Raw genomic sequence first — 22,944 nt, 5'->3', positions numbered from 1 at the left:
CCGAAGCCGATTGCCGGGATGCCTCGTGCCTGCCGGTCATTGCCCGCGTGAAGGAGAGCCGGTCGATCCCGGAACCGACGCTCACGGCGGACAGCCGGTCGTCATCGCCGATGACAGCGATCCGCTCCGGGGCGCGCGCCGGCTCACCCGATCCGCCTCGAGGGGGCCGGCGGCGCCGGTCTCGATCTCTCGCCTCGCCCCGGAGGCTGGGTCGTGGAGGCCTGCGGCGGCTGCCTTCCCCTCGGATGACGAACGGGTGCGGCGTCCGCCGACGCCGACTTGGCCGAGCCGGACCTTCGCGGAATTCAGACGCTGGCTGGGCCCGGATCCGCGAGGGCCTCCGCCCGCAAAGTCCGCCGCGCCAGGGCGACCGCCTCGCGGATCACCTCCGGGTCGCCGACCTCGTGGGCGAGGATCAGGACGAGGCGCGTGGTGAAGGCCGCGCTCTCGGCCTCGTCGAGATCGCGAAAACCGCGGACCAGGATCTCGTAGACGTCGTCGGCGCGGCCGGCGAAGCCGTCGTCCTGCCGGAGCGCCATCACGCCGCCTCCCGGATCGCGGAATCGGGCCGGCCGGTGGCGCGCGCAAGCGCCCTGGCGACGGTGGCCGGATCGAGGGTGGGGAAGCGCGCCGCCACGTGGGCGTCGGGCCGGATCAGGTAGGCGGTGCCCGGGGCGGCGGCGTAGCGCGCGGCCGCGACCCCTCGCGGGTCGCGCAGAACCTCGGCGCCGGGCACGGCGATGCCTGGCGGTGCGACCACGACCATCCGCAAGTCGAGGCCGGCGAGCGGCGTCAGGTCCGGCGGGGCGTCGGCGAAGAGGAGAAGCGTGAACGGCCCGCCGAGCCGGTCGAGCAGCCAGGCGGGACGCCCCTCCGTGTCGGTCACCGGGGCGTCGGGGCAGGCGGTGCCCGGCTCGGGCCCGCCGGAGAACGGCGCGGCATCCGGCGTCTGCAGCGACAGGCCGGCGAGGCTGCAGGGGCGCGACAGCCGGCCGGCATTGAGGAGGGCGCGGGCGAAGGGCGCCTCGGCGGCGAGCGCGAGCACGCCGTCGCGAAGGCCGCGCTCCGCGCCGTTGCGCGGGGTCATGAAGGCGGTGGTGCGGCTCGAATGGCGGATGTTCTCGTCGGCGGCGCGGCCGCGCTCCTCGTCGTAGGTCGCGACCAGCGATTCGGGCGCCCGGCCGGCCACCACCAGGGCGAGCTTCCAGCACAGGTTGTCGGCATCCTGCACCCCGCCATTGCCGCCCCGCGCCCCGAACGGGCTCACCACGTGGGCGCTGTCCCCGGCGAAGATCACCCGGCCGTGGACGAACCGCTCGAGCCGCGCGCAGCGGAACGAGTAGACCGAGCACCATTCGAGGGTGACGGGCGTGTCCTCGCCCACCACCGCCCGCACCCGCGGCATCACCCGGTCGGGTTGGCGCTCCAGCTCGGGATCGGCCTCGGGCCCGAGCTGGAAATCGAGGCGGAAGACGCCGTCGGGCTGGCGGTGCATGAGGGCGCTCTGGCCGGCATGGAAGGTCGGCTCGAACCAGAACAGGCGCTCGGTCGGGAAGCCGGCCCGCATCGTGACGTCGGCGATGAGGAACCGCTCCTCGAAGCGCTGGCCCGGGAAGGGCAGGCCCATCCGGGTTCGGGTCGGCGAGCGGGCGCCGTCGGCGGCGATGACCCAGGCGGCCTCGACGGTGTAGGTGCCGTGCGGGCATTCCACCGTGAGGCGCACGCCGTCGCCGGTCTGGACGAGGTCGGTGACGGTGGAGTTCCACCGCAGCGCGATCAGGTCCGGGACGTCGCCGGCCCGGTCGATCAGGAACTCCTCGACGTAGTATTGCTGCAGGTTGACGAAGGCCGGACGCCGGTGCCCGCCCTCGGGCAGGAGGTCGAAGCGGTAGAGCTCGCGCGCGCCGTGGAAGACGCGGCCGGTGTTCCAGGTCACGCCCTTGTCGACCATGCGGGTCCCCACGCCGAGCCGGTCCCAGATCTCGAGGGTGCGCTTGGCCCAGCAGATCGCCCGGCTGCCGGTCGCGACCGTGTCGTCGTCGTCGAGCACCAGGACCGGTACGCCGCGGCTCGCGAGGTCGATGGCGCAGGTGAGGCCGACCGGCCCGGCGCCGATCACCACGACGGGCCGGCGATCCGCCTCACCGGACAGTTCGGGCGGCGGCGCGGAGGCGTAGCGGGGCGTGCTCATCGGCGGCCTCTCGGGGTTTCCTCATTGGGGGTTTCCACGTGGGACGCGCCCGGTTGTTCCGGGCGTCGCTCTTCCGCCTCGCGGCGGATCACCCCTCCAGCGCCCGCCACATCTCGATGTCGCGCTCGGCGGTCCAGATCCGGGGCGTATCGATCCCCTTCGCCTCGTCGTAGGCGCGGCTGACGTCGAAGGGCATGCAATGCTCGAAGATGACCCAGTGCCCGTATCGGGGCCGCATCTCGCGCATCGCCCGGTCGTAGACCGCCTTGAGGTCGTGGCCGGCGGCGACGCCCTCGCGGGCGATGGCGTAGAGGTCGCGCAGGAAGGCGCGGGTGCCCTCCAGCCCCTCGCGGATCCGGTCGGGCGTCGTCAGCGCCTCGCCGCGGCCCGGCACCAGGGCAGCGGGGCCGAAGGCCTCCAGCCGGTCGAGGGTGGCGGGCCAGTCCTGGAAATGCGCGTCGCCGCAATAGGGGGTGGCCCCGTACTCGACGAGGTCGCCGGAGAACAGCACCCTCTCCTTCGGCAGCCAGGCGATCGTGTCGCCGGCGGTGTGGCCGCGCCCGGCATGGACGATCCGCACCTCGCGCGAGCCGAGCCACAGGGTCATCTCGCCGTGGAAGGTCAGGGTCGGCCAGGTCAGGCCCGGGATCTCCTCGCGCCCGCGGAAGAGCCGCGGGAAGCGCTGGATCTCCGAATCCATGTCCTGCTGCCCGCGCTCGACGATCATCGCGCGGGCGACGTCGCTGGCGATGACGTTGACCCGGTCCGGATAGCCGGCGACGCCGAGCACCCGCACGGCGTGGTAGTGGGTCAGCAGCACGTGGCGGATCGGCTTGTCCGTGACCGCGCGGACCCTCCGCACCAGGTCGCCGGCCATGCGCGGGGTGGCGCGGGCGTCGATCACCAGCACCGAATCGTCGCCGACGACGATGCCGGAATTCGGGTCGCCCTCGGCGGTGAGCGCGTAGACGCCTGGCGCCAGCTCCGAGAAGGTCTCCTGCTTCTCGGCGAGGTCGCCCTGGCTGGCGAAGCCCTTGCTCATGCGGTTGCCTCCCGTATGGATGTCGAGCCGCGGCCGTTCTGTCGCGGCCGGTGCAGCGGCGCTTGTTGCGCCTGCAACTCGATGTAAAATGTTGCGAACGCAACCGTCAAGGGCGCGACCCGGACCCGATGGACCGTCTGAACCTGCTCAGCTTCTCGCCGTTCCGGCTCAACCGGCTCGCCACCGAGTTCAGCAACGCGCTCGCCGCCGACTACGCGCGCTTCGGCATCGACATTCCGGAATGGCGGGTGCTGGCGACGCTGGGGCAGCACGACGAGCCGCGCAGCGCCGCCTACGTCGTGCGCTGCACCCGCACCCACAAGTCGCGGATCAGCCGCGCGGTGAGCCACCTGATCGAGCTCGCCCTCGTCGAGCGCCAGGAGAGCGGCGACGACCGGCGCGAGATCATGCTGCAGCTCACGGACGAGGGACGGGCGACCTATGCCGAGCTGGTGCCGATCCTGCTCGCCCGGGAGGCGAAGCTCCTCTCCGGATTCAGCGAAGCGCAGAGGCGGGACTTCGAACGGCTGCTGGAGGTGCTGGAAGGGTCGCTCGGGCTGGTGCGGACGCGGGAGCGGTAAAGGGGCCTCGCCCGTCGCGGAGGCAGGAAGGCCCTGGCGAACCTGCCGTCCACCCCGTCACCCCGGGGTCGCGCAGCGGAGCCCGGGATGACGCAGACGGCGGCGTGTTCGCTGCGGACGTCGAGGACCGTCCGAATACCGGTTCGGCAACGCGCACTGCCGGTCGCGTTGCTCAGTGCGCGGTGGAGATCAGCACCGGCACATCGGCGCGCGCGACGTAGGCCGTGAGCACCAGGAAGACGAGTATCGTGAGCGCATTCCAGGCGAGGTAGCGGCCGCGGTCGATCAGGGCGCGGGTATCAGCGAGGGCGCGGGTTCTGGCGAGGGCGCGGGTCTTGGCGGCGGGCATGGACAGGGCTCCTCGGGGAGGGGCGTGCGGCGCCCGCGGGATCGTCGACGGGCGGTTCCTGTCTCGGAGGAGCGATGCCGACTCTCGGTCACATTCAAGCCGCGGCGGGCCCGGCCGTCAATGAACGCGGCTCCCAAAGAGCCCCGGTCGGAGAGACGATCTTTGCTGCAACAGGCTTGATACGTAGAAGAATGCTTCTCCAAGGCAGGGAACCAACGCGAGGCGGAAAAATCGGTTCTCCGGCCCCCATCCTTGCCGCGGGTGGAGTTCGACGTGTGGACGCGCGGGGCCGAGGGCGGCGCGCGATCCATCGTGCGCGAGACGATCGTGCGGGAACGCGGGCGGGGCCGGGTCGTTGCCGGTGACGCAGCGGCGCATCCGGCGTCGTCCCCGAGACAGCGAGACCCGCCCCGATGCCGTCGCCGATCCGCTTCGATCCGTCCCTCGAGACCGTGCAGCCCGACGAGGAGGAGGTGCACGCGGAGATGATCCGCGTCTTCCGCAGGATCCAGGAGACGACGCTCGCGGATTACGGCCACGCGGTGCGCGGCGTCCACGCCAAGAGCCACGGCCTCCTGACCGGGCGGCTGACCGTGCTGCCGGACTTGTCGCCGCCGCTGGCGCAAGGGGCGTTTGCCCGGCCCGGCACCTACGACGTGGTGCTGCGGCTCTCGACCAACCCGGGCGACATCCTCGACGACAGCGTCTCGACCCCGCGCGGCCTCGCCCTCAAGGTGATCGGCGTCGAGGGCGAGCGGCTGCCCGGCGCCGGGGGGGACAGCCAGGACTTCGTCATGGCGAACGCCCCCACCTTCACGGCGCCCGACGCCAGGGCCTTCCTCAGGAGCCTGAAGCTGCTGGCCGCCACCACCGACACGCCGCAGGTGTTCAAGAAGGTCTTCTCCGCCGCCCTGCGCGGGCTCGAGAGCGCGGTCGAGGCGGTAGGCGGCAAGAGCCCGACGCTGATCGGCCTCGGCGGCCACCCGGAGACGCACATCCTCGGCGAGACCTTCTACAGCCAGGTCCCCTTGCGCTGGGGCGACTACGTCGCGAAGGTCGCGGTCGCCCCGGTCTCGCCGGCGCTCACCGCCCTCACCAATGCCCCGCTCGACGTCGACGGCCGCCCGAACGGCCTGCGCGAGGCGGTCTCGGAGTTCTTCACCGCGCATGAGGCCGTGTGGGAGCTGCGCGTCCAGCTCCTCACCGACCGCGAGGCGATGCCGGTCGAGGACGCCTCGAAGCCCTGGCCCGAGGAGGCGAGCCCCTACCTCCCGGTCGCCCGGATCACGGCCGCGCCGCAGGCGAGCTGGAGCGACGAGAAGGTCCGCGCCCTCGACGACGGCCTCGCCTTCAGCCCGTGGCACGGCATCGAGGCGCACCGGCCCCTCGGCTCGGTGATGCGGGCGCGCCGTGCCGTCTATCCGCGCTCGGCCGGCTTCCGCGCCGAGCACAACGGCTGCCCGATCCACGAGCCTACCCGCCACTTGCCGACCCGCCACTCGCCGACCGGTGCCTGAGAAGGAGTTTCCGCCATGGTGTTCCCGTCCCTGACCGCGTCCTACGGCGCCGTGCTCGCGCTGCTCTTTTCCGGCCTCTCGATCTGGGTGATGGCCCGGCGGCTCTCCGCCAACGTGCTGCACGGCGACGGGGGCGACGCGGTGCTGCTGCACCGCGCCCGCAGCCAGGCCAACTTCGCCGAGTACGTGCCGTTCATCCTGCTCCTCGTCGGCCTGCTCGAGGCCCACGGCGCGGGCCGCACCCTGGTCCACGGCCTGCTGATCGTGCTGCTGGTCGGCCGTGTGCTGCACCCGTTCGGCATGACGGCGCCGGCGAATTCCCCCCGGCAGTTCGCCTGCCGCGGCGGCGGCATCCTGGCGACCTTCGCGGTGCTGATCGTCGCGGCGGTCGCGCTGCTGCTGCGGCTGTCCTAGGCGGGCACGGCCGGGGCGGCGAAGTCGAGCCGCACCACCGTCCCGTCCCCGCCCGCATAGGTGAGCGTGCCGTCGAGCTGGGCCGCCAGCCCCTGGGCGATGCGCATCCCCAGGCTGCGGCTCGCCTCCGCGTCGAACCCAGCCGGGATGCCGCGTCCGTCATCCGCGATGGTGAGCGCCATCCGGTCGGCCGCGGTCGCCTCCAGGCGGATCGTGATCGTGCCGCGGGCGCCGTCGGGGAAGGCGTGCTTGAGGGCGTTGGTCACCACCTCGACCACCAGGAGCGACAGGGTGGTGAGCCGCGTCAGGTCGAAGCGCACCGGGGCGACGTCGACGAGGCAGACGATGTTGCGCGCGCCCGTCGCGTCGAGGAGGTCGCCGCAGAGCTCCTGCAGGTACTGGCCCGCCGGCAGGTTGATCCGGTCCGGGTCGTAGAGCCTGCGGTGGATGCGCGAGATCGTCTCGAGCCGCACCCGCGCCTCGTCGAGGGCGGCGAGCGCGGCCTTCGGGTCGTCGCCGACCCGGCGCTTCTGCAGGGTGAGGAGCGCGGCGACGAACTGCATGTTGTTCGCCACCCGGTGCTGCAGCTCCTGGAACAGGGTGCGCTGCTGCTCGTAGAGCCCCGCCGTCACCGCGCGCTCGTGGCGCAGCCGCGCGCCCGCCGTGTGCATGATGTGGATCAGCGCGATGTCGACCGAGACGATGAAGACGTAGAAGGCCAGCGTCAGCCCGGACTGCGCCGAGAGGAGGAAGCCCTGGCTCGGCGGCAGGAAGAAGTACCAGGCTGCCAGCCCGCTCAGGGTCGCGCAGGTGATGCCGGCGCGCAGGCCGCAGAAGAACGTGGTGAGGATGACGGCCGGGAAGAACGTCAGGTAGGGAAAGCCCGGCGGCAGCACCTCGTCGACGGCGAGGCGCAGGCCGAGGGCGGCCGCCGTGGCGCCGAGCGCCACGAGGTCGCCGAGCCAGACCTGCGCGCGCAAGCGCTCGGTGGCCTGGATGGCACTCCAGAGCCGGCTGCGCCGTGCCGTGAGGGCGGGCGCCGCCGGCGCGGTCGGTTCGGCCGTGGACAGGGCGGCGGCTCCTCGATCGGGACCGAGAGGGAGCGCGCGTCGCCCCCGATGGTTCCGCGAGTGAAGCGGAGATCGGCCGGCGGGCGGCCGATCTCCGGTCAGCGTGACTTCGCGGCCGCAGTCGCGGAGAGGAAGAGCGCACCGACGCCGAGGCCCAGCGCGAGCCCGGTGCTGAGGCGCCGGGCGGAGGGCACGCCGTGGCGGTCCCGCCAGCCGCCGCTCGTGCGCCGGCGATCGTCGAGGGGCGCGCGCAGCGCGCCGTGGGTCACGGGCGCGGGCCCCGCCCGGTCGAGGGCGCGGTGGATCGCCACTCCCATCAGGTGCTCGGTGGGGCCCGGCGCGAGCGCGTAGGCGGCCTGCGCCGCCCGGGCCGGCCAGCCGACCGCGACCTCGTCGTGGGGGTGGCGCGCGACGTGCACGAAGGTCTCGGCCACGTCCTCGGGCGCGTAGACGAAGGGACCGGCATCGATGCGCTTGCCCGAGACGTTGGCGCCGTGATCGAGCCCGGGCGTGTCGACCATCGCCGGGAAGACCGAGCAGACGTGGATGCGGGGATGCCGGCGCAGCTCCTGGCGCAGGGCCGCGGTGAAGCCGCGCAGGCCGAACTTGCTCGCCGTGTAGGCCGCCGCGAACGGCGCCGGCGCCCAGCCGCCGAGCGAGATGTTGGTGATCAGCGTGCCGTGCCCCTGGCTCAGGAAGACCGGCAGGGCCGCGTAGGCGCCGTACATGCCCCCCAGCAGGTTCACCGCGACCGTCAGGCGGTGGAGGTCGAGGGGCGCGTCCTGGTACGGCCCGAACACCCCGGTGCCGGCATTGTTGATCCAGACGTCGATGCCGCCGAAGGCCCGCACGGCCTCGTCGGCGAGCGCCTGCACCGCGTCGGCGTCGGTCACGTCGGTCGGCACCGCGATCGCCTGAGCGCCCTCGCGCCGGCAGGCCTGCGCCACGTCCTCCAGGGCGTCGCGGCGCCGCGCCGCCAGCACCAGCCGGGCCCCCCGGCCGGCGAAGGCAAGGGCGGCGGCGCGGCCGATGCCGCTCGAGGCGCCGGTGAGCACCACGACGGCGTTCTGCAGGTCGGTCATGCGGGCCTCCTTGCCGAGGGACGATCCAGGGAGGCGTCCCTTCGCTCCTGACGCCGCTCCTTGGCGCAACCGGGCGGCCCGTCGGAGGTTCCGCCGGCTCAGCCCCGCCGGATCGGCGCGCCGCTGCCGGCCGGCGCCGTCACCGCGCCGTTCTCGGCGATCACCCGGCCGCGACACAGAACCGTCTCGGGCCACCCGGTCACCTCGCGCCCGGCATAGGGCGTGAAGCCGGTGCGGTCCTCGACCATCGCGTCGGAGAGGGTGACCCGCTTGCCCGGGTCCCAGATGCAGAGGTCGGCATCCATGCCCACCGCCACCGAGCCCTTGGCCTCCAGGCCGTAGATCCGGGCCGGCGCCGTCGCGGTGATCTCGACGAACTTCCTGAGGCCGAGCCGCCCGCCCGACACCATCGCGTCGAAGAGGAGCGGCAGGCGCATCTGCAGGCCCGGCATGCCGTTGGCGATCTCCTTGAAGGTCGCAGCCCGCCCCGCCTTGAGCTTGCCGGTCTCGTCGTAGCGGTAGGGCGCGTGGTCCGACGACACGGTCTGGAGGTCGCCGAGCTCGAGGGCGCGCCACAGGGCCTCCTGGTCGCGGGCCTCGCGCAGCGGCGGCGAGCACATCCACTTCGCCCCCTCCAGCCCCGGCCGGTCGAGGTCGGACTCGGTGAGGAACAGGTATTGCGGGCAGGTCTCGGCATAGACCTTGGCGCCCTCGCCGCGGGCCCGGCGCAGGATCGCCGCGCCCTCCTGCGTCGAGACGTGGAAGATCATCACCGGCTGGTCGAGGTACTGCGAGAATCGCACCACCCGCTCGAACGCCTCCGATTCCGACAGGCGCGGGTGGCTGGCGGCATGGTACTTCGGTGCCGTCCTGCCCTCCTTCAGCAATTGCCGGCTCGCGAAGGCGATCAGCCCGTGGTTCTCGGCGTGGACGCAGACGAGGGCGCCCACGTCTTTCGCCGCCGCCATCAGGTCGAGCAGCGCCTCGTCGGCGAGCCGCAGGCGGTCATAGGTCATGAACGCCTTGAGCGAGGTGTGGCCGCCTCGCGCGAGCGCCGGGATGTCCCGGCTCAGGGCCTTCTCGGTCGCGTCCGCCACGATGAGGTGGAAGGCGTAGTCGATCACCGCGCCGCGCGCCGCGAGCGCCGTATAGTCCTCGACGACCTTCGCCAGATCCATGCCGACATGCTGGGCCGCGAAGGCGATGACGCTGGTGGTGCCGCCGAGCGCCGCCGAGCGGGTGGCGCTCTCCCAGGTATCGGCGTTCATCAGGCCGGAGGCCGAGAGCTGCTCGATATGGGCGTGGCTGTCGACCCCGCCCGGCAGCACCAGCTTGCCCCCCGCGTCGATCTCGTGCCGGCCCGGGGGAAGGCCGAGGCCGAGGGCCGCGATCCGCCCGTCGCGCAGGCCGAGATCGGCGGAGAAGACGTCGCTCGCGGTGGCGACGGTGCCGCCGCGGATCACGGTGTCGAAGCTTCGGTCGGTCATAGGACTCTCGCAGGGACCAGACAGCGGGGCCGCAGGCCTGGCATGTAAATAAACCGGACCGGGTAGCGCAATCCTGCTGCCGCATGTTGTGTCGCGCCATTGATGATTTTTTGAGCCGCTATCGGTCGAATATGGATCTGAAGGGCATATTAACAAATATTTAAAATGCAGCATCGCCATTTTTTGCGAGATACGAGCCGAGATTGCGCATATAATGTTCAATCCGCCGTAGCCGCCCGGTCTCGATTTCCATCGTACCGGGCATCAAAGTGAAAAATCCGCGATGACCCGCATCGTCGTGTCGTGTGTCCTGTGATGGATCTTGACTTCACTACATCGGGCGCCTATCGTCCGAATCTGGCCGCATTATTGTGATTTTTCTCCAGTAATGAAGGTCGTCGATATTTAATAGAAGAATATCGTGATTGAGGGCGCAAGGGGGCAAGGCATGGCAACTCTGAGGAATGTCCTCAACACCGGATCGAGCTCGAATCGCGTCGACGTGTTCTTTCTTGGCGACGGATATACGAGCGGCGAGCTGTCGGACAAGTTCACATCCGACATCAACGCCTACATCTCGTACTTGTTCGACGGCACCGCGAACACCCAGCCGTTCGGACGGTACCGGAATTTCTTCAATTTCTACGCGGTCGATACGCCTTCGGTGCAATCCGGCGCCGATGATGTCAAGGCCGGCATCTCCGTCGATACAGCGCTGGACGCGAAGTACTACTGGGACGGGGTGACCGAGCGGCTGCTCTACATCAACGAGAGCAAGGCCGATGCGGCGTTGAACTCGGCGCTGGCCGGCACCGGGATCAAGGCGGAGATGCGATACGTGCTGGTGAACAGCACCAAGTACGGCGGCGGCGGTGGGCGATACGGCGTCTACGCGGCCGGCAACGCCTCCGCCAAGGAGATCGCGCTGCACGAGATCGGCCATTCCTTCGCCGGGCTGGCGGACGAATACGGCGGCAATACCGGGACGTATACGGGCAGCGAGCCGACCCAGGACAACATCACCAAGGACCCGACGGGAGCGAAGTGGGCCGAGTGGAAGGGCTATAACGATCCCGTTCTCGGGGTCGTCGGGAGCTATCAAGGCGGCTATTACTACGATCAGGGCATCTATCGTCCGACCCAGGACTCCAAGATGCGAAGCCTCGGCCGGCCCTTCGACCCCATCGCCAAGGAAGAGTTCATCCACGGCTTCTACGCCCTCGTCGACCCCATCGACCGGTACGATGACAATTCCGGCGTGAAGCTGAACGTCAATCGCCTGAACGTCAGTGTCATCGATCCCAACGTGATCAACGTCGACTGGAAGGTCAACGGAACCACGTACGGCAATGCCGGCGGAACGTTCGACCTCAAGTCCCACGGTCTCTACTACGGCACGTACACCGTGACGGCGCGCGCCTACGATCCGACCGACATGGTGAGGGGCGACCGGTCGGATCTGGAGCAGAGCGTCTCCTGGACCGTCACCAACTACATCGCCGACGAGGGCCTGGTCGACTTCAACGGCGACGGCCGCAGCGACATCCTGTGGCGCGACACGGCCGGCCGCATCAGCGAGTGGCTGACCGGCAGCGACGGTCGAATCACCGCGATGCCCACCATCGGCGCCGTCGGCTCGGAATGGACGGTGCAGGATTTCGGCGACTTCAACGGTGACGGCCGCGCCGATATCCTGTGGCGCGACACGGCCGGTCACATCAACCAGTGGCTGATGGGCGGCGACGGCCGGGTCACCTCGGCGCCCAACGTCGGCACCGTCGGCGCGGAATGGACGGTCCAGGGCACCGGCGACTTCAACGGGGACGGCCGCAGCGACATCCTGTGGCGCGACACGGCCGGTCACATCAACCAGTGGCTGACCGGCAGCGACGGCCGGGTCACCTCGGCGCCCAACATCGGCACCATCGGCGCTGAATGGACGGTCCAGGACATCGGCGACTTCAACGGCGACGGTCGCAGCGACATCCTGTGGCGCGACCAGGCGGGCCACATCAACCAGTGGCTGACCGGCAGCGACGGCCGGGTCACCTCGGCGCCCAACATCGGCACCATCGGCGCTGAATGGACGGTCCAGGGCACCGGCGACTTCAACGGCGACGGTCGCAGCGACATCCTGTGGCGCGACCAGGCGGGCCACATCAACCAGTGGCTGACCGGCAGCGACGGCCGGGTCGCCTCGTCGCCCAATATCGGCACCGTCGGCGCGGAGTGGACGGTGCAGGATATCGGCGACTTCAACGGCGACGGCCGCAGCGACATCCTGTGGCGCGACACGGCCGGTCACGTGAACCAGTGGCTGATGGGCAGCGACGGCCGGGTCGCCTCGTCGCCCAACATCGGCACCATCGGCGCGGAATGGACGGCGATCGCCTGAGATCGATCGGCCCTGCCGGGACATGACGACAATGCCGCGGCCGAGATTGGCGTCGGCCGCGGCATGGACCGTCGTAAGGTCTCGCGGGCTCCTGCGTACCGGGGGACCTTCGACGGAGGCGGCGTGCCGCCTCGGCGGCGGCGACGGACGCGGGCCTGCCTGAAACTTGCTATGCTGGCGGATGGGCTCATCCGGAGGCGGCATGACACTCCAGCGACGCATCCTCGTCATCAACCCGAATTCGAACGACGCCGTCACCCGCGGCCTCGACGGGGCTCTGGCGCCCCTGTCGCGCCCCGGTATCGTCATCGAGTGCCGCACCCTGGCCGAGGGGCCGTTCGGCATCCAGTCGCAGGCCGATGTCGAGCAGGTGGCCCTGCCTCTGCGCGACCTCGTGCGGCGCGAGGCGGCGGACGCTTACGTCGTCGCCTGCTACTCCGATCCCGGCCTCCACGTCTGTCGCGAGGCGACCGACCGGCCGGTCCTCGGCATCGCCGAGTGCGGGGTGCTGACGGCGCTGGCGCGCGCCGACCGGTTCGGCGTCATCGCGGTGGCGAGCCGCTCGATCCCGCGCCACCTGCGGGCTCTGCGCCAGATGGGCGTGGCCGAGCGGCTGGCCGGCGAGCGGGCGCTCGAGATGACGGTCGCCGAGACGGCGAGCGGCCCGGACACGCTTTCCCGGATGATCGCCGTCGGCCGCGACCTGCGCGACCGGGACGGGGCGGGCGCGATCGTGATGGGTTGCGCCGGCATGGCGGTTCACCGGCGCGGGCTCGAGCAGGAGCTCGGCATCCCAGTCGTCGACCCGACCCAGGCCGCGGTCGCGATGGCGATCGGCATCGTGGCGGTCGCCTGACCCCGGTGAGAGTCATACGAAATCCGATTGATTGCTTCGCTATGCGGATTTCGGCTTCGCTCAGGCGTGTGGAGCCCTCGGCTCCACCGCGCGGGCTTGTGATACCGTTTCCGGAAGTGATCTTCCGGAGACGGTCTCATACCCTCGCGCCTTGGCATCGACACGTCGATGCCAAGGCGTCCGGCGCATCGGCGCCGACGCCCGTTCGCTCTCAGCCAGCGCCTTGGAACGGATCCGTTCCAAGGCGCGGTGGTATCACTCGGGCAGCACCGCCCCGGTCTGGGCGGTGATGCGGCCGTAATGCTCGGGTCTGCGGTGGCGGGCGAAGTCGAAGATCGTCTCCTTGCCGAACCGGGTCTCGTCGAGGTCGCATGCGTGCACGATCACCCCGTCGGCCTCGCCGGGGAGCTCGGCGACGATCGTCCCGTTGGGATCGCAGATGAGCGTGCCGCCCATCAGCGGATGGCCGTCCTCGTCCCCGGCTTTCGCCACCGCCACGACCCAGGTGGCGTTCTGGTAGGCGCCGGCCTGGACCGAGAGGCGGTGATGGAACAGCCTGTCCTCCAGGCCCTCGGCTTGCCGCTGGCCGTTGATCGACGGGGTGTTGAAGCCGAGCACGATCATCTCGACGCCCTGCAGCCCCATCACCCGGTAGGTCTCGGGCCAGCGCCGGTCGTTGCAGATGCACATGCCGAGGATGCCGCCGAGCATCCGCCAGACCGGGAAGCCGAGGTCGCCGGGCTCGAAGTAGCGCTTCTCCAGGTGCTGGTGCGAGCGCTCGGGATCGAACTCGACGTGGCCGGGCAGGTGGACCTTGCGGTATCGGCCGACGACGGTGCCGTCGCGGTCGACCAGGATCGAGGTGTTGAAGTGCCGGCCCTCCGGGGTCCGCTCGGCATAGCCGAACGACAGCGCCATGCCGTGCTCGCGCGCCCGGGCGAAGAGCGGTGCGGTGGCCGGGCCCGGCATCTCGCGCTCGAACCAGTGATCCGCTTCCGAACGGTCCTCGTGGTACCAGCGCGGGAAGAAGGTGGTCAGCGCGAGTTCCGGGTAGACGATCAGGTCGGCGTCCTGGCCCTTGGCCTCGTCCATGAGCGCGATCATCCGGGCGACGACGCTGTCGCGGTCCTCGGCCTTCTGGATCGGCCCGAGCTGGGCGGCGGCGGTGCGGATCACGCGCATGGAGAAATCCTCGAAGATCAGAACATGTCGGAGAAGGCCCACCCTTCTCCTCTCCCCGCGGGCGGGGAGAGGGCTGTGCTCCCGCTCAGGGAGCGCAGCGAGCGCAGGCCAAGCCGGAGCGAGGGTGAGGGGGTGTTTCAGGATGTGGCTCTTCCGGAAGCACCCCCTCACCCTCGCCCTGCGGGCTCGCCGTATCTCCTGAACGGAGACACGGCCCTCTCCCCGCCCGCGGGGAGAGGGGGAATGCGCACGACCGGGGTTCGAAGGCTCACGCCGCCGGCTCCGCCGCCAGCCCCCGCGGCGCGCCCGGCCGGAAATGCGGGATCGCCGCCAGCAGGTCCCGCGTGTAGGCCGTGCGCGGCGCCCGGAAGAGGTCGCGGCTGACGCCCTCCTCGACCACCCGCCCGCCCTGGAGCACCAGGGTGCGCTCGCACATCATCCGCACGACGTTGAGGTCGTGGCTCACGAACAGGAAGGCGAGGCCGTCCTCCCGGCGCAGGTCGTCGAGGAGGCGCAGGACCCCGGCCTGGACCGAGACGTCGAGGGCCGCCGTCGGCTCGTCGAGCACCAGGAGCCGGGGCTTCACGGCGATCGCCCGGGCGATGCCGATGCGGGCCTTCTGGCCGCCGGAGAGCTGGTGCGGGAACCGGTCGAGGAGGGCGGCCGGCAATCCCGCCCGCTCGGCGCTCTCGATCACCCGCAGGCGCAGGGCCTCGCCCCGCAGGGGCGTCAGGCGCTTCACCGGATGGGCGATGCAGTCGAAGGCTGAGAAGCGCGGGTTGAGGCTGTCGGTCGGGTCCTGGAACACGATCTGGATCGCGCGCCGGTGCGGCGAGCGGTGGAAGTCGCGGGCGGGAATCGCGCCGATCGGCTCGCCGTCGAACAGGATCCGGCCGGCGCTCGCATCGAGGAGCCGGCAGATCATCCGCGACGTGGTGCTCTTGCCCGAGCCCGATTCGCCGACGAGGCCGAGGCTCTCGCCCTCGCGCAGCGAGAGGGACACGTCCTCCACCGCCATGGCGCCGCCGAAGACTTTTCCGAGCCCCTGCACCTCGAGGAGCGGAGGGGTGCCGGGGGCGGGCACCGGCCGCTTCAGGGCCGGCGGGCGGGCGCCCTCCGGCACGAGGTCGGCGAGCGTCGAGGTCGGTGTCGGCGAGGCGGCGACGAGGCGCCTCGTGTAGGGATGGCGGGGCGCCGCGAACAGCGCGCCCGGCTCGCCTTCCTCGACGAGGCGGCCCTGCTCCATCACGGCGATGCGGCCGCAATACTGCGCCGCGAGGCCGAGATCGTGGGTGATCAGGATCATCGCCATGCCGCGCTCGGCGGTGAGCCGGGCGACGAGGTCCATCACCGTCTTCTGGGTCGTCACGTCGAGGCCGGTGGTCGGCTCGTCGGCGATGAGGAGCGCCGGGCGGCAGGCGAGCGCCAGCGCGATCATCACCCGCTGGCACATGCCGCCGGAGAGCTCGTGCGGGTAGGCGTCGAGGCGGCGCGCGGCGTCGCGGATGCGCACCGCCTCCAGGCTCTCCAGCGCCCGCTCGCGGGCTTGGCGCTTCGACAGCCCGCCGGCCGTCAGCACGTCGGCGAGCTGCCGGCCGATCGGGCGGATCGGGTTGAGGGCCGCCCGCGGGTTCTGGAAGATCATCCCGATCGCCTGGCCGTGCGCCGCCCGGAGATCCGCCGCCGAGAGCCGGGTCACGTCCTGGCCGCGGAAGCGCACGCTCCCGCCGGTGATGCGCCCGGCCCGGTCGAGGAGGCGGGCCGCCGCGAAGGCGGTGACCGACTTGCCGGAGCCCGATTCGCCGACGAGGCCGAGGCTCTCGCCCGGCGCGACCGAGAGCGAGACGCCGCGCAGGGCCTCGACGGGCCCTCGCCGCGTCGCGAAGGTGACCTTCAGGTCCTCGATCGAGAGAAGGGAAGGCTGCATCAGGTCCGCATCCGGGGATCGAGGATGTCGCGCAGGCCGTCGCCGAGCAGGTTGAAGCAGAGCACGGCCAGCATCAGGGCGAGGCCCGGGAAGGCGACGAGCCACCACTTGCCGGTGGTGATGAAGCGCGCCCCTTCCGCGACCAGGATCCCCCATTCCGGCGTCGGCGGGCGCACGCCGAGGCCGATGAAGGAGAGGCCGGCCGCGTTGAGGATCGCCCAGCCGAGGTTGAGCGAAATCTGCACCGCCATCGCGGGGAGCACGTTCGGCAGGAGGAAGCGCAGGACCACCGCGAGGTGGCCCTCGCCGCCCGCCCGCGCCGCCTCGACGTAGCCGGCGTCGCGCCGCACGTTCACCTCGGCCCGAGCGAAGCGGATGTAGAACGGCAGGTTGATGATCGCGGTCGCGATGACGATGTTCTCGACCCGGTTGCCCAGCGCCGCGACCAGGGCCATCGCCAGCACGAAGAGCGGGAAGGCCATCAGCACGTCGACGAGGCGCCCGACCACCCGGTCGAGCCGCCCGCCGGCATAGCCGCTGACCCCCCCGATCACCGCGCCGAGCGCGAAGGACAGGCTCACCGCCGAGAGCGCGATGGCGAGATCGAGCCGCGTCGCCGCGATGATGCGGCTCAAGACGTCGCGGCCGAGCTGGTCGGTGCCGGCCCAGTGCGCGGCGCTCGGCGGCAGCAGGGCCGACGAGACGTCCGAGGCGACGGGATCGTACGGGGTGAGCCAGGGGCTGAAGACGGCGACGAGGCAGAGTAGCGTGCTGCCCGCGGCCGCGACGGCTGTGAGCGGATTGTCGCGCAGCACGTGAGCCGCGTGCCGCAAGGTGCTGGGCGGCGGGGCGACAATGGGAGCGACGGCGTTCATCGGATCACTCGCCTCCGGTCACTCGATCGAGACGCGCGGGTCGGCGAGGCCGTAGAGCACGTCGACCGTGAGGTTCACGAGGACGAACAGGCTCGCCATCAGCAGCACGAAGCCCTGGACCGGGGCGTAGTCCGAGGCGAGCAGCGCATCGAGCGCGTAGGAGGCGACGCCCGGCCAGGAGAACACCTTCTCCACCAGCACGTTGGCCCCGAGCATGGTCGAGAACACGATGCCCGCGATGGTGAGCACCGGCAGGATCGCGTTGCGTAAGCCGTAGGTCACGATCACCCGCCGGCGCGGCAGGCCGAGCGACCGGGCGGTGCGGATGAAGTCGCTGCCGAGCACGCTCAGCATCGCCGCCCGGGTGATGCGGGCGAGCGGCGCCAGCACGAAGAGCGCCATGGTGAGCGCCGGCAGCACCAGTTGCCCGGCCGCGGCGCGCCAGCCCTCCCCGTCGCCGACGAGCAAAAAATCGATCAGCAGGAAGCCGGTGATGTCCGGCGGGCTCGCCGCGAACACGTCGATGCGGCCGGTCGGGTCGGGGGCGACGCCGAGAAGGTAGTAGAACACGTAGATCAGGAGCAGCCCCGACACGAAGGTCGGCACGCAGACCCCGAGCGCGCAGAGGAAGCGCACGGCGTGGTCCACCACCGAGCCCGGCCGGAGCGCCGCCGCGATGCCGAGGGGAATCGCCAGGGCGAGCGCGATGACGAGCGCCGTCAGGGTCAGTTCGAGCGAGGCCGGCAGGCGCTGGCGCAGGTCCGTCAGCACCGGCTGGCCGGTCGTCATCGAGCGGCCGAGCTGGCCGCGGGCGACGTCGCCGAGATAGCGCACGAGCTGCTCGGGCACCGGCTTGTCGAGGCCCATCTGGCGGCGGATCTCCTCGATCTCCGCCTTGCCGGCATTCGGCCCGGAGGCGAAGAACACCGCCGGGTCGCCGGGCAGCACCCGCATCAGCAGGAAGGTGAAGACCAGGACGCCGAGCAGCGCCGGCAGCGAGGACAGGAAGCGCCGCCCGGTGCGCAGGGCGATGCCGGAGGCGGAGGCCATCGGGCTGGAATCTCCGCTACTTGCGCGACAGGTCGCGGTAATCGACCTGGCGGTGGAACTGGTAGGTGTAGCCCTCGACCGATTGCGCCATCACGGCGTCCTGGTTCGGCTGCCAGATCGGGATCTGCGGCATCAGGGCGAGGTGGCGCCGGTTCAGGGCCCGGGCCTCGTCGTCGTACGCCGCCGGATCGCGCTCGAACCGCGCCTTCGCGGCCAGTTCGTTGATCTCCGGGTCATCGACCGAGCTGTAGTTCCAGCGCTGGTTCCCGGTGTAGAAGTTGCGGTAGAAGTAATCCGGCGAGGGCAGCCAGGCGACGATGCCCTCGGTGAAGAACGGCAGCTTCTTCTCGCTCACCTGCGTCGACATCTGCGCGTCGGGCAGCTTCTGGATCTCGACCTTGACGCCGATCTTCTCCAGCGATTCGCGGATCAGCGCGGCCATCGGCTCGGCGGTGGCGGCCTGGCCGACATTGAAGCTGAAGGTCGTCGAGAACCCGTCCGGCAGCCCGGCCTTGGCGAGCAGCGCCTTGGCCTTGGCCAGGTCGAGGGTCACCGGCTGCGCCACGGGAAAGACCGGCTGCGGATCGCCCTCGCCCCAGGTCGCTCCGAAGAGCGGCTTGCCGCGGCCGAACAGGGCGGCCTTGAACATCGCGTCGTAGGGCAGGGCGTAGGCCAGAGCCTGGCGCACCTCGACCTTGTCGAAGGGCGGCAGCTTCGTGTTGAAGGAGATCAGCGTCACCGCGTTGAATTGCGGCGTGGCGATCACCTTCAGCTTGGCCTTGGCCTGGAGCGCCTGGGCGTCGTTGGCCTGGAGGTCGATGACGATGTCGGCGTCGCCCTTCTCGACGAGGTTGGCGCGGGTCGCCGGATCGGGGATGGTCTGGGCGATGATGCGCTTGAAGCCGGCCGGCTTGTCGGGCGCGGCGCCGGTCCAGTCGGCGTTGCGGCGCAAGACCACCTGCTCGCCGGGCTTGAACACGTCGACGCCGTAGGCGCCGCTGCCGACGGCGTGGTCCTTCAGCCAGGCTTGCGCCCACGGATCCTCCGGCGTCGCGTGGGACTTGGCGACCTTGGAGTTGATGACGATGGCGTAGACGGTGGCGAGGTTCGGCAGGGCCAGCCGGTCGGGCTTCGGCAGCGTCACCTTGAAGGTGTGGGGATCGACCACCGTGAACTGGTCGGGGCTGGTCAGCGAGCCGGTGAGGAGCTGCGGCCCGGCGAGCGACTTCGCCGAGACGGCGCGGTCGAGCGACCACTTCACGTCGTCGGCCGTGACCGGGGTGCCGTCCTGGAACTTCGCGTCCTTGCGCAGGAAGAAGGTGAGGGTCAGGCCGTCGGGGCTGACCTCGTAGCGCTCGGCGAGCTCGCCGCGCACGGTGTCGAGATCGAACACCCAATTGTCGCCGAGCTTCTTGCGGCCGAAGGTCACGAGGCGGTCATAGGTCGAGAGGCTGATCGCGAAGGCCTCGCGGGTGGTGCCCGGCATGGTCGGGTCGAGGGTGTTGACCGCGGCCCCCGTGACGTAGCGCAGGGTCTCGGCCCGGCTCTGGGCCCGGGCCGGCCCCGCCACGACGAGGGCGGCGAGGAAAGCCGCCGCCAGGCCGCCCGTCCGCATGCTGGTCTTCGTCACGCCGTTTCCTTCCCTGCATCCCTGATCCGGTCGGCCTTCTTGCAAGGGCCGTTCCAGCGGGTGCCATTCGAGACCAGGGACGGGCCGGGGGCAAGAGCCAACGTGCAAGGGCTAACGAGAGGCCTTTCAGCGCAGCACCGCCTGCTTCACGTCGTAGGCCCGGAAGTCGGCCCAGTGCCGGTCGAGATCGGCGACGAACAGCCCGCGGGTGAGGCCCGAGACGAGGCGCGGCACCGCGGTGGTCATGGCGTTGATCGACGAGCCGGAGGGGCCGTGGCTCACCGTCGCGGCGATGCCGAACAGGTGGATGTCGCGGATCCACGGCGTCAGGCCGGGCTCGCGCTCGGTGAAGGCGTAGTCGTCGCCGAGATACGGGTAGGCGGCGAGGCGCGGGTCGCGCTCCTCGGGCGGCGGGGCGTAGCGGTCGCCCCAGGTGGCGATGTTGTGGGCAAACGCTAACAATTCGGGCCGCGCGGCGTAGTCGACCGCGATGCCGGTGGCGGCGACGACGAGATCGGTCGCGATCTCGGCCCCCGGCGTGTCGAGGACGACCGCCCCGCCCCGCATCCGCGCCGCGGTGACGGGGGAGCCGGGCCGGAAGCGGAAATTCGGGTGGCGGGCGCAGCGGTCCCAGGTCGCCTGCGGGAAGCCCTCGCGCAGGCCCATCACCGCGCTCATGAAGCGCCAGCGCCAGGCGTCGTCGAGGTCGCCGAGATGGCGCAGGAAGCCCGTGAAGGTGAGCCAGCGGTAGGGCTGCACCACCTGCGCCTCGGCCCGCCGGCACAGCAGCGCGACCTCGGCGGCGCCGGCTTCCAGGGCCGTCGCGGCGTTGTCGAAGGCCGAGGCGCCGGCCCCGATCACCGCGACGCGCTTCCCTTCGAGCCCCGCGAAATCGATCGCGTCGTCGGTGCGGGCGACGCGATCCGCGGGCAGGTCGGACAGCACCTCGGGAACCGCCCAGCGCCCGGCGCCCTCCTGGCCGGTGGCGAGCACCACCTTGCGGGCGTGGCGCACCCGGCCCCGTGCATCGGCGACGGCGAGAAGCCCGGCGTCCGACCGTCCCTGTGCCGGCGCGATGCCGGTGACGGTCACGTCGTTCTCGACCGGCACGCCCGTCGCGAGGCGCACGAAGGCGAGGTAGGCGGCCCAGTCCTCGCGGGCGATGAGGTCGAGCGCCTCCCAGGCCGCCGCGCCGTACCTGGCCTCGTGCCAGGATTGGTAGGTGAGCGCCGGCAGGCCGAGATCGGGCCCGGTGAAGTCCTTCGGGCTGCGCAGGGTGCGCATGCGGGCATAGGTGAGCCAGGGCCCCTCCAGCCCGGCGGGCGCCCGGTCGAGCACCAGGATGTTGGTGACCTGCGCCCGCATCAGCCCGAAGGCGATGGCGAGGCCGGACTGCCCGGCCCCGACCACGATCACGTCGTGGGCCTGTTCTCCATCGGGGCCTTTGCGCGGCGTGAGCCAGGGCGCGCGGGGATGGGCGGTGCGGGCGATCTCGTCCTTGATGCGGACGAGGAGGGCGTCGAGGGACATGGAAGACCTTCAGGCCGAGAGCCAGCCGCCCTCGACCGGCAGGGCGGCGCCGGTGGTGAAGGAGGACGCATCGCTCGCGAGGTAGAGGATGGCGCGGGCGACCTCCTCCGGCTGACCCAGACGCTTCATCGCGTGCCGGGATTCGGATGCCGCGCGGGCGGCGGCCGGATCGGCGGCGCGCTTGAAGCTGCGGGCGAGGAGCGGCGTCTCGATCGCGCCCGGCACCACGGCGTTGACCCGGATGCGATCGCCGGCGAAGTCGAGCGCCATGGTGCGGGTGAGGCTCAGCACCGCGCCCTTGGCGGCGATGTAGGCGCTGTTGTTGCGCCCCCCGGCGAGCGCCAGCTGCGAGGCGACCGTGACGATCGCGCCGCCGCCGCGCGCCCGCATCGACGGCACCGCCGCCCCCGCCCACAGCCAGGTCCCGCCGACATGGGCGCGGAACACCGCGTCCCAATCCGCGGGCGAGGTGGTCTCGACGGTGCCGCCGACGGAGAAGCCCGCCGCCGTCACCAGCACGTCGATGCCGCCGAAGGCCTCGACGATCGCCGCCGCATCGGCCGCGACCGCGCCGGGCTCGCCGACCTCCGAGGCGCGGGCGAGGCCGCCGATCTCGGCCGCCACCGCCTCGGCGGCGGCCCGATCGCGGTCGATCACCGCGACCCGGGCGCCGGCCTCGGCGAGGAGCCGCGCCGTCGCGGCGCCGATGCCTGAGCCGCCGCCCGTCACCACCGCGACCTTGCCGTCGAGCCTCATCGCGCATCCTCCCGGAATCGAGCCTGCCAGGCGAGGAACGCGTCGGCGGAGGCCTCGCAGCCATGGGCCGCCTCCCACGCGAACTCCTCGCGCAGCCGCACGGTGGAGAGCGGCGGCCGGTCGGCGTCGCCGTGCAGCGAGATCGTCGGGGCCTCGCCCGGCTCAGCCAGGCGGCAGACGAAGCCTGGATTCGCCTGCATCAGCCTCTCGCCCCAGGCCAGGACCGGCCACGTTGCGGGGCTCGACACGTTGTAGAGCCGGGAGTCCAGGCGCGTCGCCTCGACGAGCCGGGCCAGGGCCTCGGCGGCGTCCGGGGCGTAGAGCCAGTCGCGCCGGCCGGGCCGCGGCAGCAGCGCCGGGGTGCCGGCCCGGAGCGCCGCCCAGATCTGCGCCTGCGGGCTCAGGGTGTCGCGAAGACCCGTGTCGCGCTCGAACGGGCCGAACACCGCGCTCAGGCGCACGCTCACCCCGTCGAGCCCCCAAGGGCCGCAGAGCCGCGCCAGCACGGCCTCCGAGGCGAACTTGGTGACGGCGTAGAGGCTGACGGGCTGCGCCGGCAGCTCCTCGGCGAGGAATGCTCCCCGCGCGGTGCCGTAGGCCGCCGCCGAGGACAGGTTCACCACCCGGCGCACCCCGGCCCGGCGGCAGGCGTCGAGGATCGGCACCATCGCCATCAGGTTGACCGCGAGGATCGCGCCCGGATCGGCGGCCTCGCGGGCGGCATCCGCCGTCACCGCGGCGGCGATCACCACCGCGTCGGTGCCCGTCCGGATCGCGGCGGCGAGGCAGGCCGGGTCGGTCACGTCGCCGGTCACGAGGTCGAAGGCGCCGGGCGGGGCGTCGAGCGCCCGCAGGAGCGTCGGCGGGGGCGGGGCCCGGTCGAGGAGCCGGACGTTCCGGCCGCGGGCGAGGAGGGTGCGGGCGAGGTTCAGGCCGACGAAGCCGGCCCCGCCCAGGATGACGACGCTCATGCGGCTGGCTCCGGCACGCGCAGGGACGGTTCGTTGCGG

At 71.6% G+C, this 22,944-nt stretch carries 19 protein-coding genes and 1 pseudogene; 5 read left to right on the top strand and 15 right to left on the bottom strand.

Features of this window, described 5'->3' with window-relative positions; translation table 11 throughout:
• Nucleotides 1–305: 305 nt before the first annotated feature.
• The 3 genes from DK419_RS15155 to DK419_RS15145 form a co-directional block, all read right to left on the bottom strand.
• A complete protein-coding gene (locus DK419_RS15155; protein WP_109959810.1) occupies nt 306–539 on the bottom strand; it encodes a DUF2783 domain-containing protein in 234 nt (77 codons plus the stop codon).
• Nucleotides 539–2,191, bottom strand: coding sequence for an FAD-dependent oxidoreductase (locus DK419_RS15150; RefSeq protein WP_109959809.1), 1,653 nt, complete (start codon nt 2,189–2,191; stop codon nt 539–541). Before DK419_RS15150 ends, DK419_RS15155 begins: the two co-directional genes overlap by 1 nt.
• 88 nt (nt 2,192–2,279) lie before the next feature.
• Nucleotides 2,280–3,233 carry an MBL fold metallo-hydrolase gene (locus tag DK419_RS15145; protein WP_109959808.1) on the bottom strand — a complete coding sequence of 318 codons (954 nt, stop codon included), beginning with the start codon at nt 3,231–3,233 and terminating at the stop codon, nt 2,280–2,282.
• Between the two features lie 128 nt (nt 3,234–3,361).
• Here DK419_RS15145 and DK419_RS15140 point away from each other — a divergent pair, with 128 nt between their 5' ends.
• On the top strand, nt 3,362–3,814 hold the full coding sequence (locus DK419_RS15140; RefSeq protein ID WP_109959807.1) for a MarR family winged helix-turn-helix transcriptional regulator: 453 nt from the start codon (nt 3,362–3,364) through the stop codon (nt 3,812–3,814).
• A 172-nt stretch (nt 3,815–3,986) separates the two neighbouring features.
• Here DK419_RS15140 and DK419_RS28625 read toward each other — a convergent pair whose 3' ends face one another.
• Nucleotides 3,987–4,163, bottom strand: coding sequence for a hypothetical protein (locus tag DK419_RS28625; protein ID WP_162561239.1), 177 nt, complete (start codon nt 4,161–4,163; stop codon nt 3,987–3,989).
• A 413-nt stretch (nt 4,164–4,576) separates the two neighbouring features.
• Here DK419_RS28625 and DK419_RS15135 point away from each other — a divergent pair, with 413 nt between their 5' ends.
• Together DK419_RS15135 and DK419_RS15130 are read left to right on the top strand one after the other, a co-directional pair.
• A complete protein-coding gene (locus DK419_RS15135) occupies nt 4,577–5,680 on the top strand; it encodes a catalase family protein (RefSeq protein ID WP_109959806.1) in 1,104 nt (367 codons plus the stop codon).
• Nucleotides 5,681–5,695: 15 nt separating this feature from the next.
• Nucleotides 5,696–6,094 carry an MAPEG family protein gene (locus tag DK419_RS15130; RefSeq protein ID WP_109959805.1) on the top strand — a complete coding sequence of 133 codons (399 nt, stop codon included), beginning with the start codon at nt 5,696–5,698 and terminating at the stop codon, nt 6,092–6,094.
• Here the strand turns inward: DK419_RS15130 and DK419_RS15125 are convergent.
• From DK419_RS15125 to hydA, 3 genes and pseudogenes are all read right to left on the bottom strand, one after another.
• Nucleotides 6,091–7,074 carry a sensor histidine kinase gene (locus DK419_RS15125; protein WP_425352672.1) on the bottom strand — a complete coding sequence of 328 codons (984 nt, stop codon included), beginning with the start codon at nt 7,072–7,074 and terminating at the stop codon, nt 6,091–6,093. The two genes, DK419_RS15130 and DK419_RS15125, sit on opposite strands and share 4 nt — an antisense overlap.
• Before the next feature lie 188 nt (nt 7,075–7,262).
• Nucleotides 7,263–8,246 (bottom strand): SDR family oxidoreductase, encoded by a 984-nt coding sequence (locus DK419_RS15120; RefSeq protein ID WP_109959803.1) that lies wholly within the window; start codon nt 8,244–8,246, stop codon nt 7,263–7,265.
• A gap of 64 nt (nt 8,247–8,310) precedes the next feature.
• A pseudogene (gene hydA, locus DK419_RS15115) lies at nt 8,311–9,733 on the bottom strand (dihydropyrimidinase); the annotation flags it as partial.
• A gap of 448 nt (nt 9,734–10,181) precedes the next feature.
• On the opposite strand from hydA, the gene DK419_RS15110 reads away from it, so the two are divergent.
• Both DK419_RS15110 and DK419_RS15105 read left to right on the top strand, forming a co-directional pair.
• Nucleotides 10,182–12,128: a M64 family metallopeptidase gene (locus DK419_RS15110; protein ID WP_109959801.1), complete on the top strand. Its 1,947-nt coding sequence runs from the start codon at nt 10,182–10,184 to the stop codon at nt 12,126–12,128.
• A 202-nt stretch (nt 12,129–12,330) separates the two neighbouring features.
• Nucleotides 12,331–12,984 (top strand): aspartate/glutamate racemase family protein, encoded by a 654-nt coding sequence (locus DK419_RS15105; RefSeq protein ID WP_109959800.1) that lies wholly within the window; start codon nt 12,331–12,333, stop codon nt 12,982–12,984.
• Nucleotides 12,985–13,239: 255 nt separating this feature from the next.
• On the opposite strand, the gene DK419_RS15100 is transcribed toward DK419_RS15105, so the two are convergent.
• From DK419_RS15100 to DK419_RS15065, 8 genes are all read right to left on the bottom strand, one after another.
• A complete protein-coding gene (locus DK419_RS15100) occupies nt 13,240–14,166 on the bottom strand; it encodes an N-carbamoyl-D-amino-acid hydrolase (protein ID WP_109962325.1) in 927 nt (308 codons plus the stop codon).
• A 268-nt stretch (nt 14,167–14,434) separates the two neighbouring features.
• The gene (nikE, locus tag DK419_RS15095) at nt 14,435–16,093 is read right to left on the bottom strand and encodes a nickel ABC transporter ATP-binding protein NikE (protein ID WP_109959799.1); all 1,659 of its coding nucleotides are present in this window, start codon (nt 16,091–16,093) and stop codon (nt 14,435–14,437) included.
• Nucleotides 16,093–16,968, bottom strand: coding sequence for an ABC transporter permease (locus tag DK419_RS15090; protein ID WP_109959798.1), 876 nt, complete (start codon nt 16,966–16,968; stop codon nt 16,093–16,095). Before DK419_RS15090 ends, nikE begins: the two co-directional genes overlap by 1 nt.
• An 18-nt stretch (nt 16,969–16,986) precedes the next feature.
• The gene (locus DK419_RS15085; protein WP_109959797.1) at nt 16,987–18,018 is read right to left on the bottom strand and encodes an ABC transporter permease; all 1,032 of its coding nucleotides are present in this window, start codon (nt 18,016–18,018) and stop codon (nt 16,987–16,989) included.
• A 16-nt stretch (nt 18,019–18,034) separates the two neighbouring features.
• Nucleotides 18,035–19,633, bottom strand: a complete 1,599-nt coding sequence (locus DK419_RS15080) for an ABC transporter substrate-binding protein (protein WP_109962324.1) — start codon at nt 19,631–19,633, stop codon at nt 18,035–18,037.
• A gap of 141 nt (nt 19,634–19,774) precedes the next feature.
• The gene (locus tag DK419_RS15075; RefSeq protein WP_109959796.1) at nt 19,775–21,178 is read right to left on the bottom strand and encodes an FAD-dependent oxidoreductase; all 1,404 of its coding nucleotides are present in this window, start codon (nt 21,176–21,178) and stop codon (nt 19,775–19,777) included.
• Between the two features lie 9 nt (nt 21,179–21,187).
• Nucleotides 21,188–21,934 (bottom strand): SDR family oxidoreductase, encoded by a 747-nt coding sequence (locus tag DK419_RS15070; RefSeq protein ID WP_109959795.1) that lies wholly within the window; start codon nt 21,932–21,934, stop codon nt 21,188–21,190.
• Complete coding sequence (locus DK419_RS15065; RefSeq protein ID WP_109959794.1) at nt 21,931–22,905, bottom strand: NAD-dependent epimerase/dehydratase family protein; 975 nt, start codon at nt 22,903–22,905, stop codon at nt 21,931–21,933. The genes DK419_RS15070 and DK419_RS15065 overlap by 4 nt, the downstream gene beginning before the upstream one ends.
• Nucleotides 22,906–22,944 lie beyond the last annotated feature (39 nt).

Source organism: Methylobacterium terrae, from assembly GCF_003173755.1.
GTDB lineage: Bacteria > Pseudomonadota > Alphaproteobacteria > Rhizobiales > Beijerinckiaceae > Methylobacterium > Methylobacterium terrae.
Note: the sequence above shows the minus strand (reverse complement) of the source record. Positions and strands in the feature narration are given on the sequence as shown.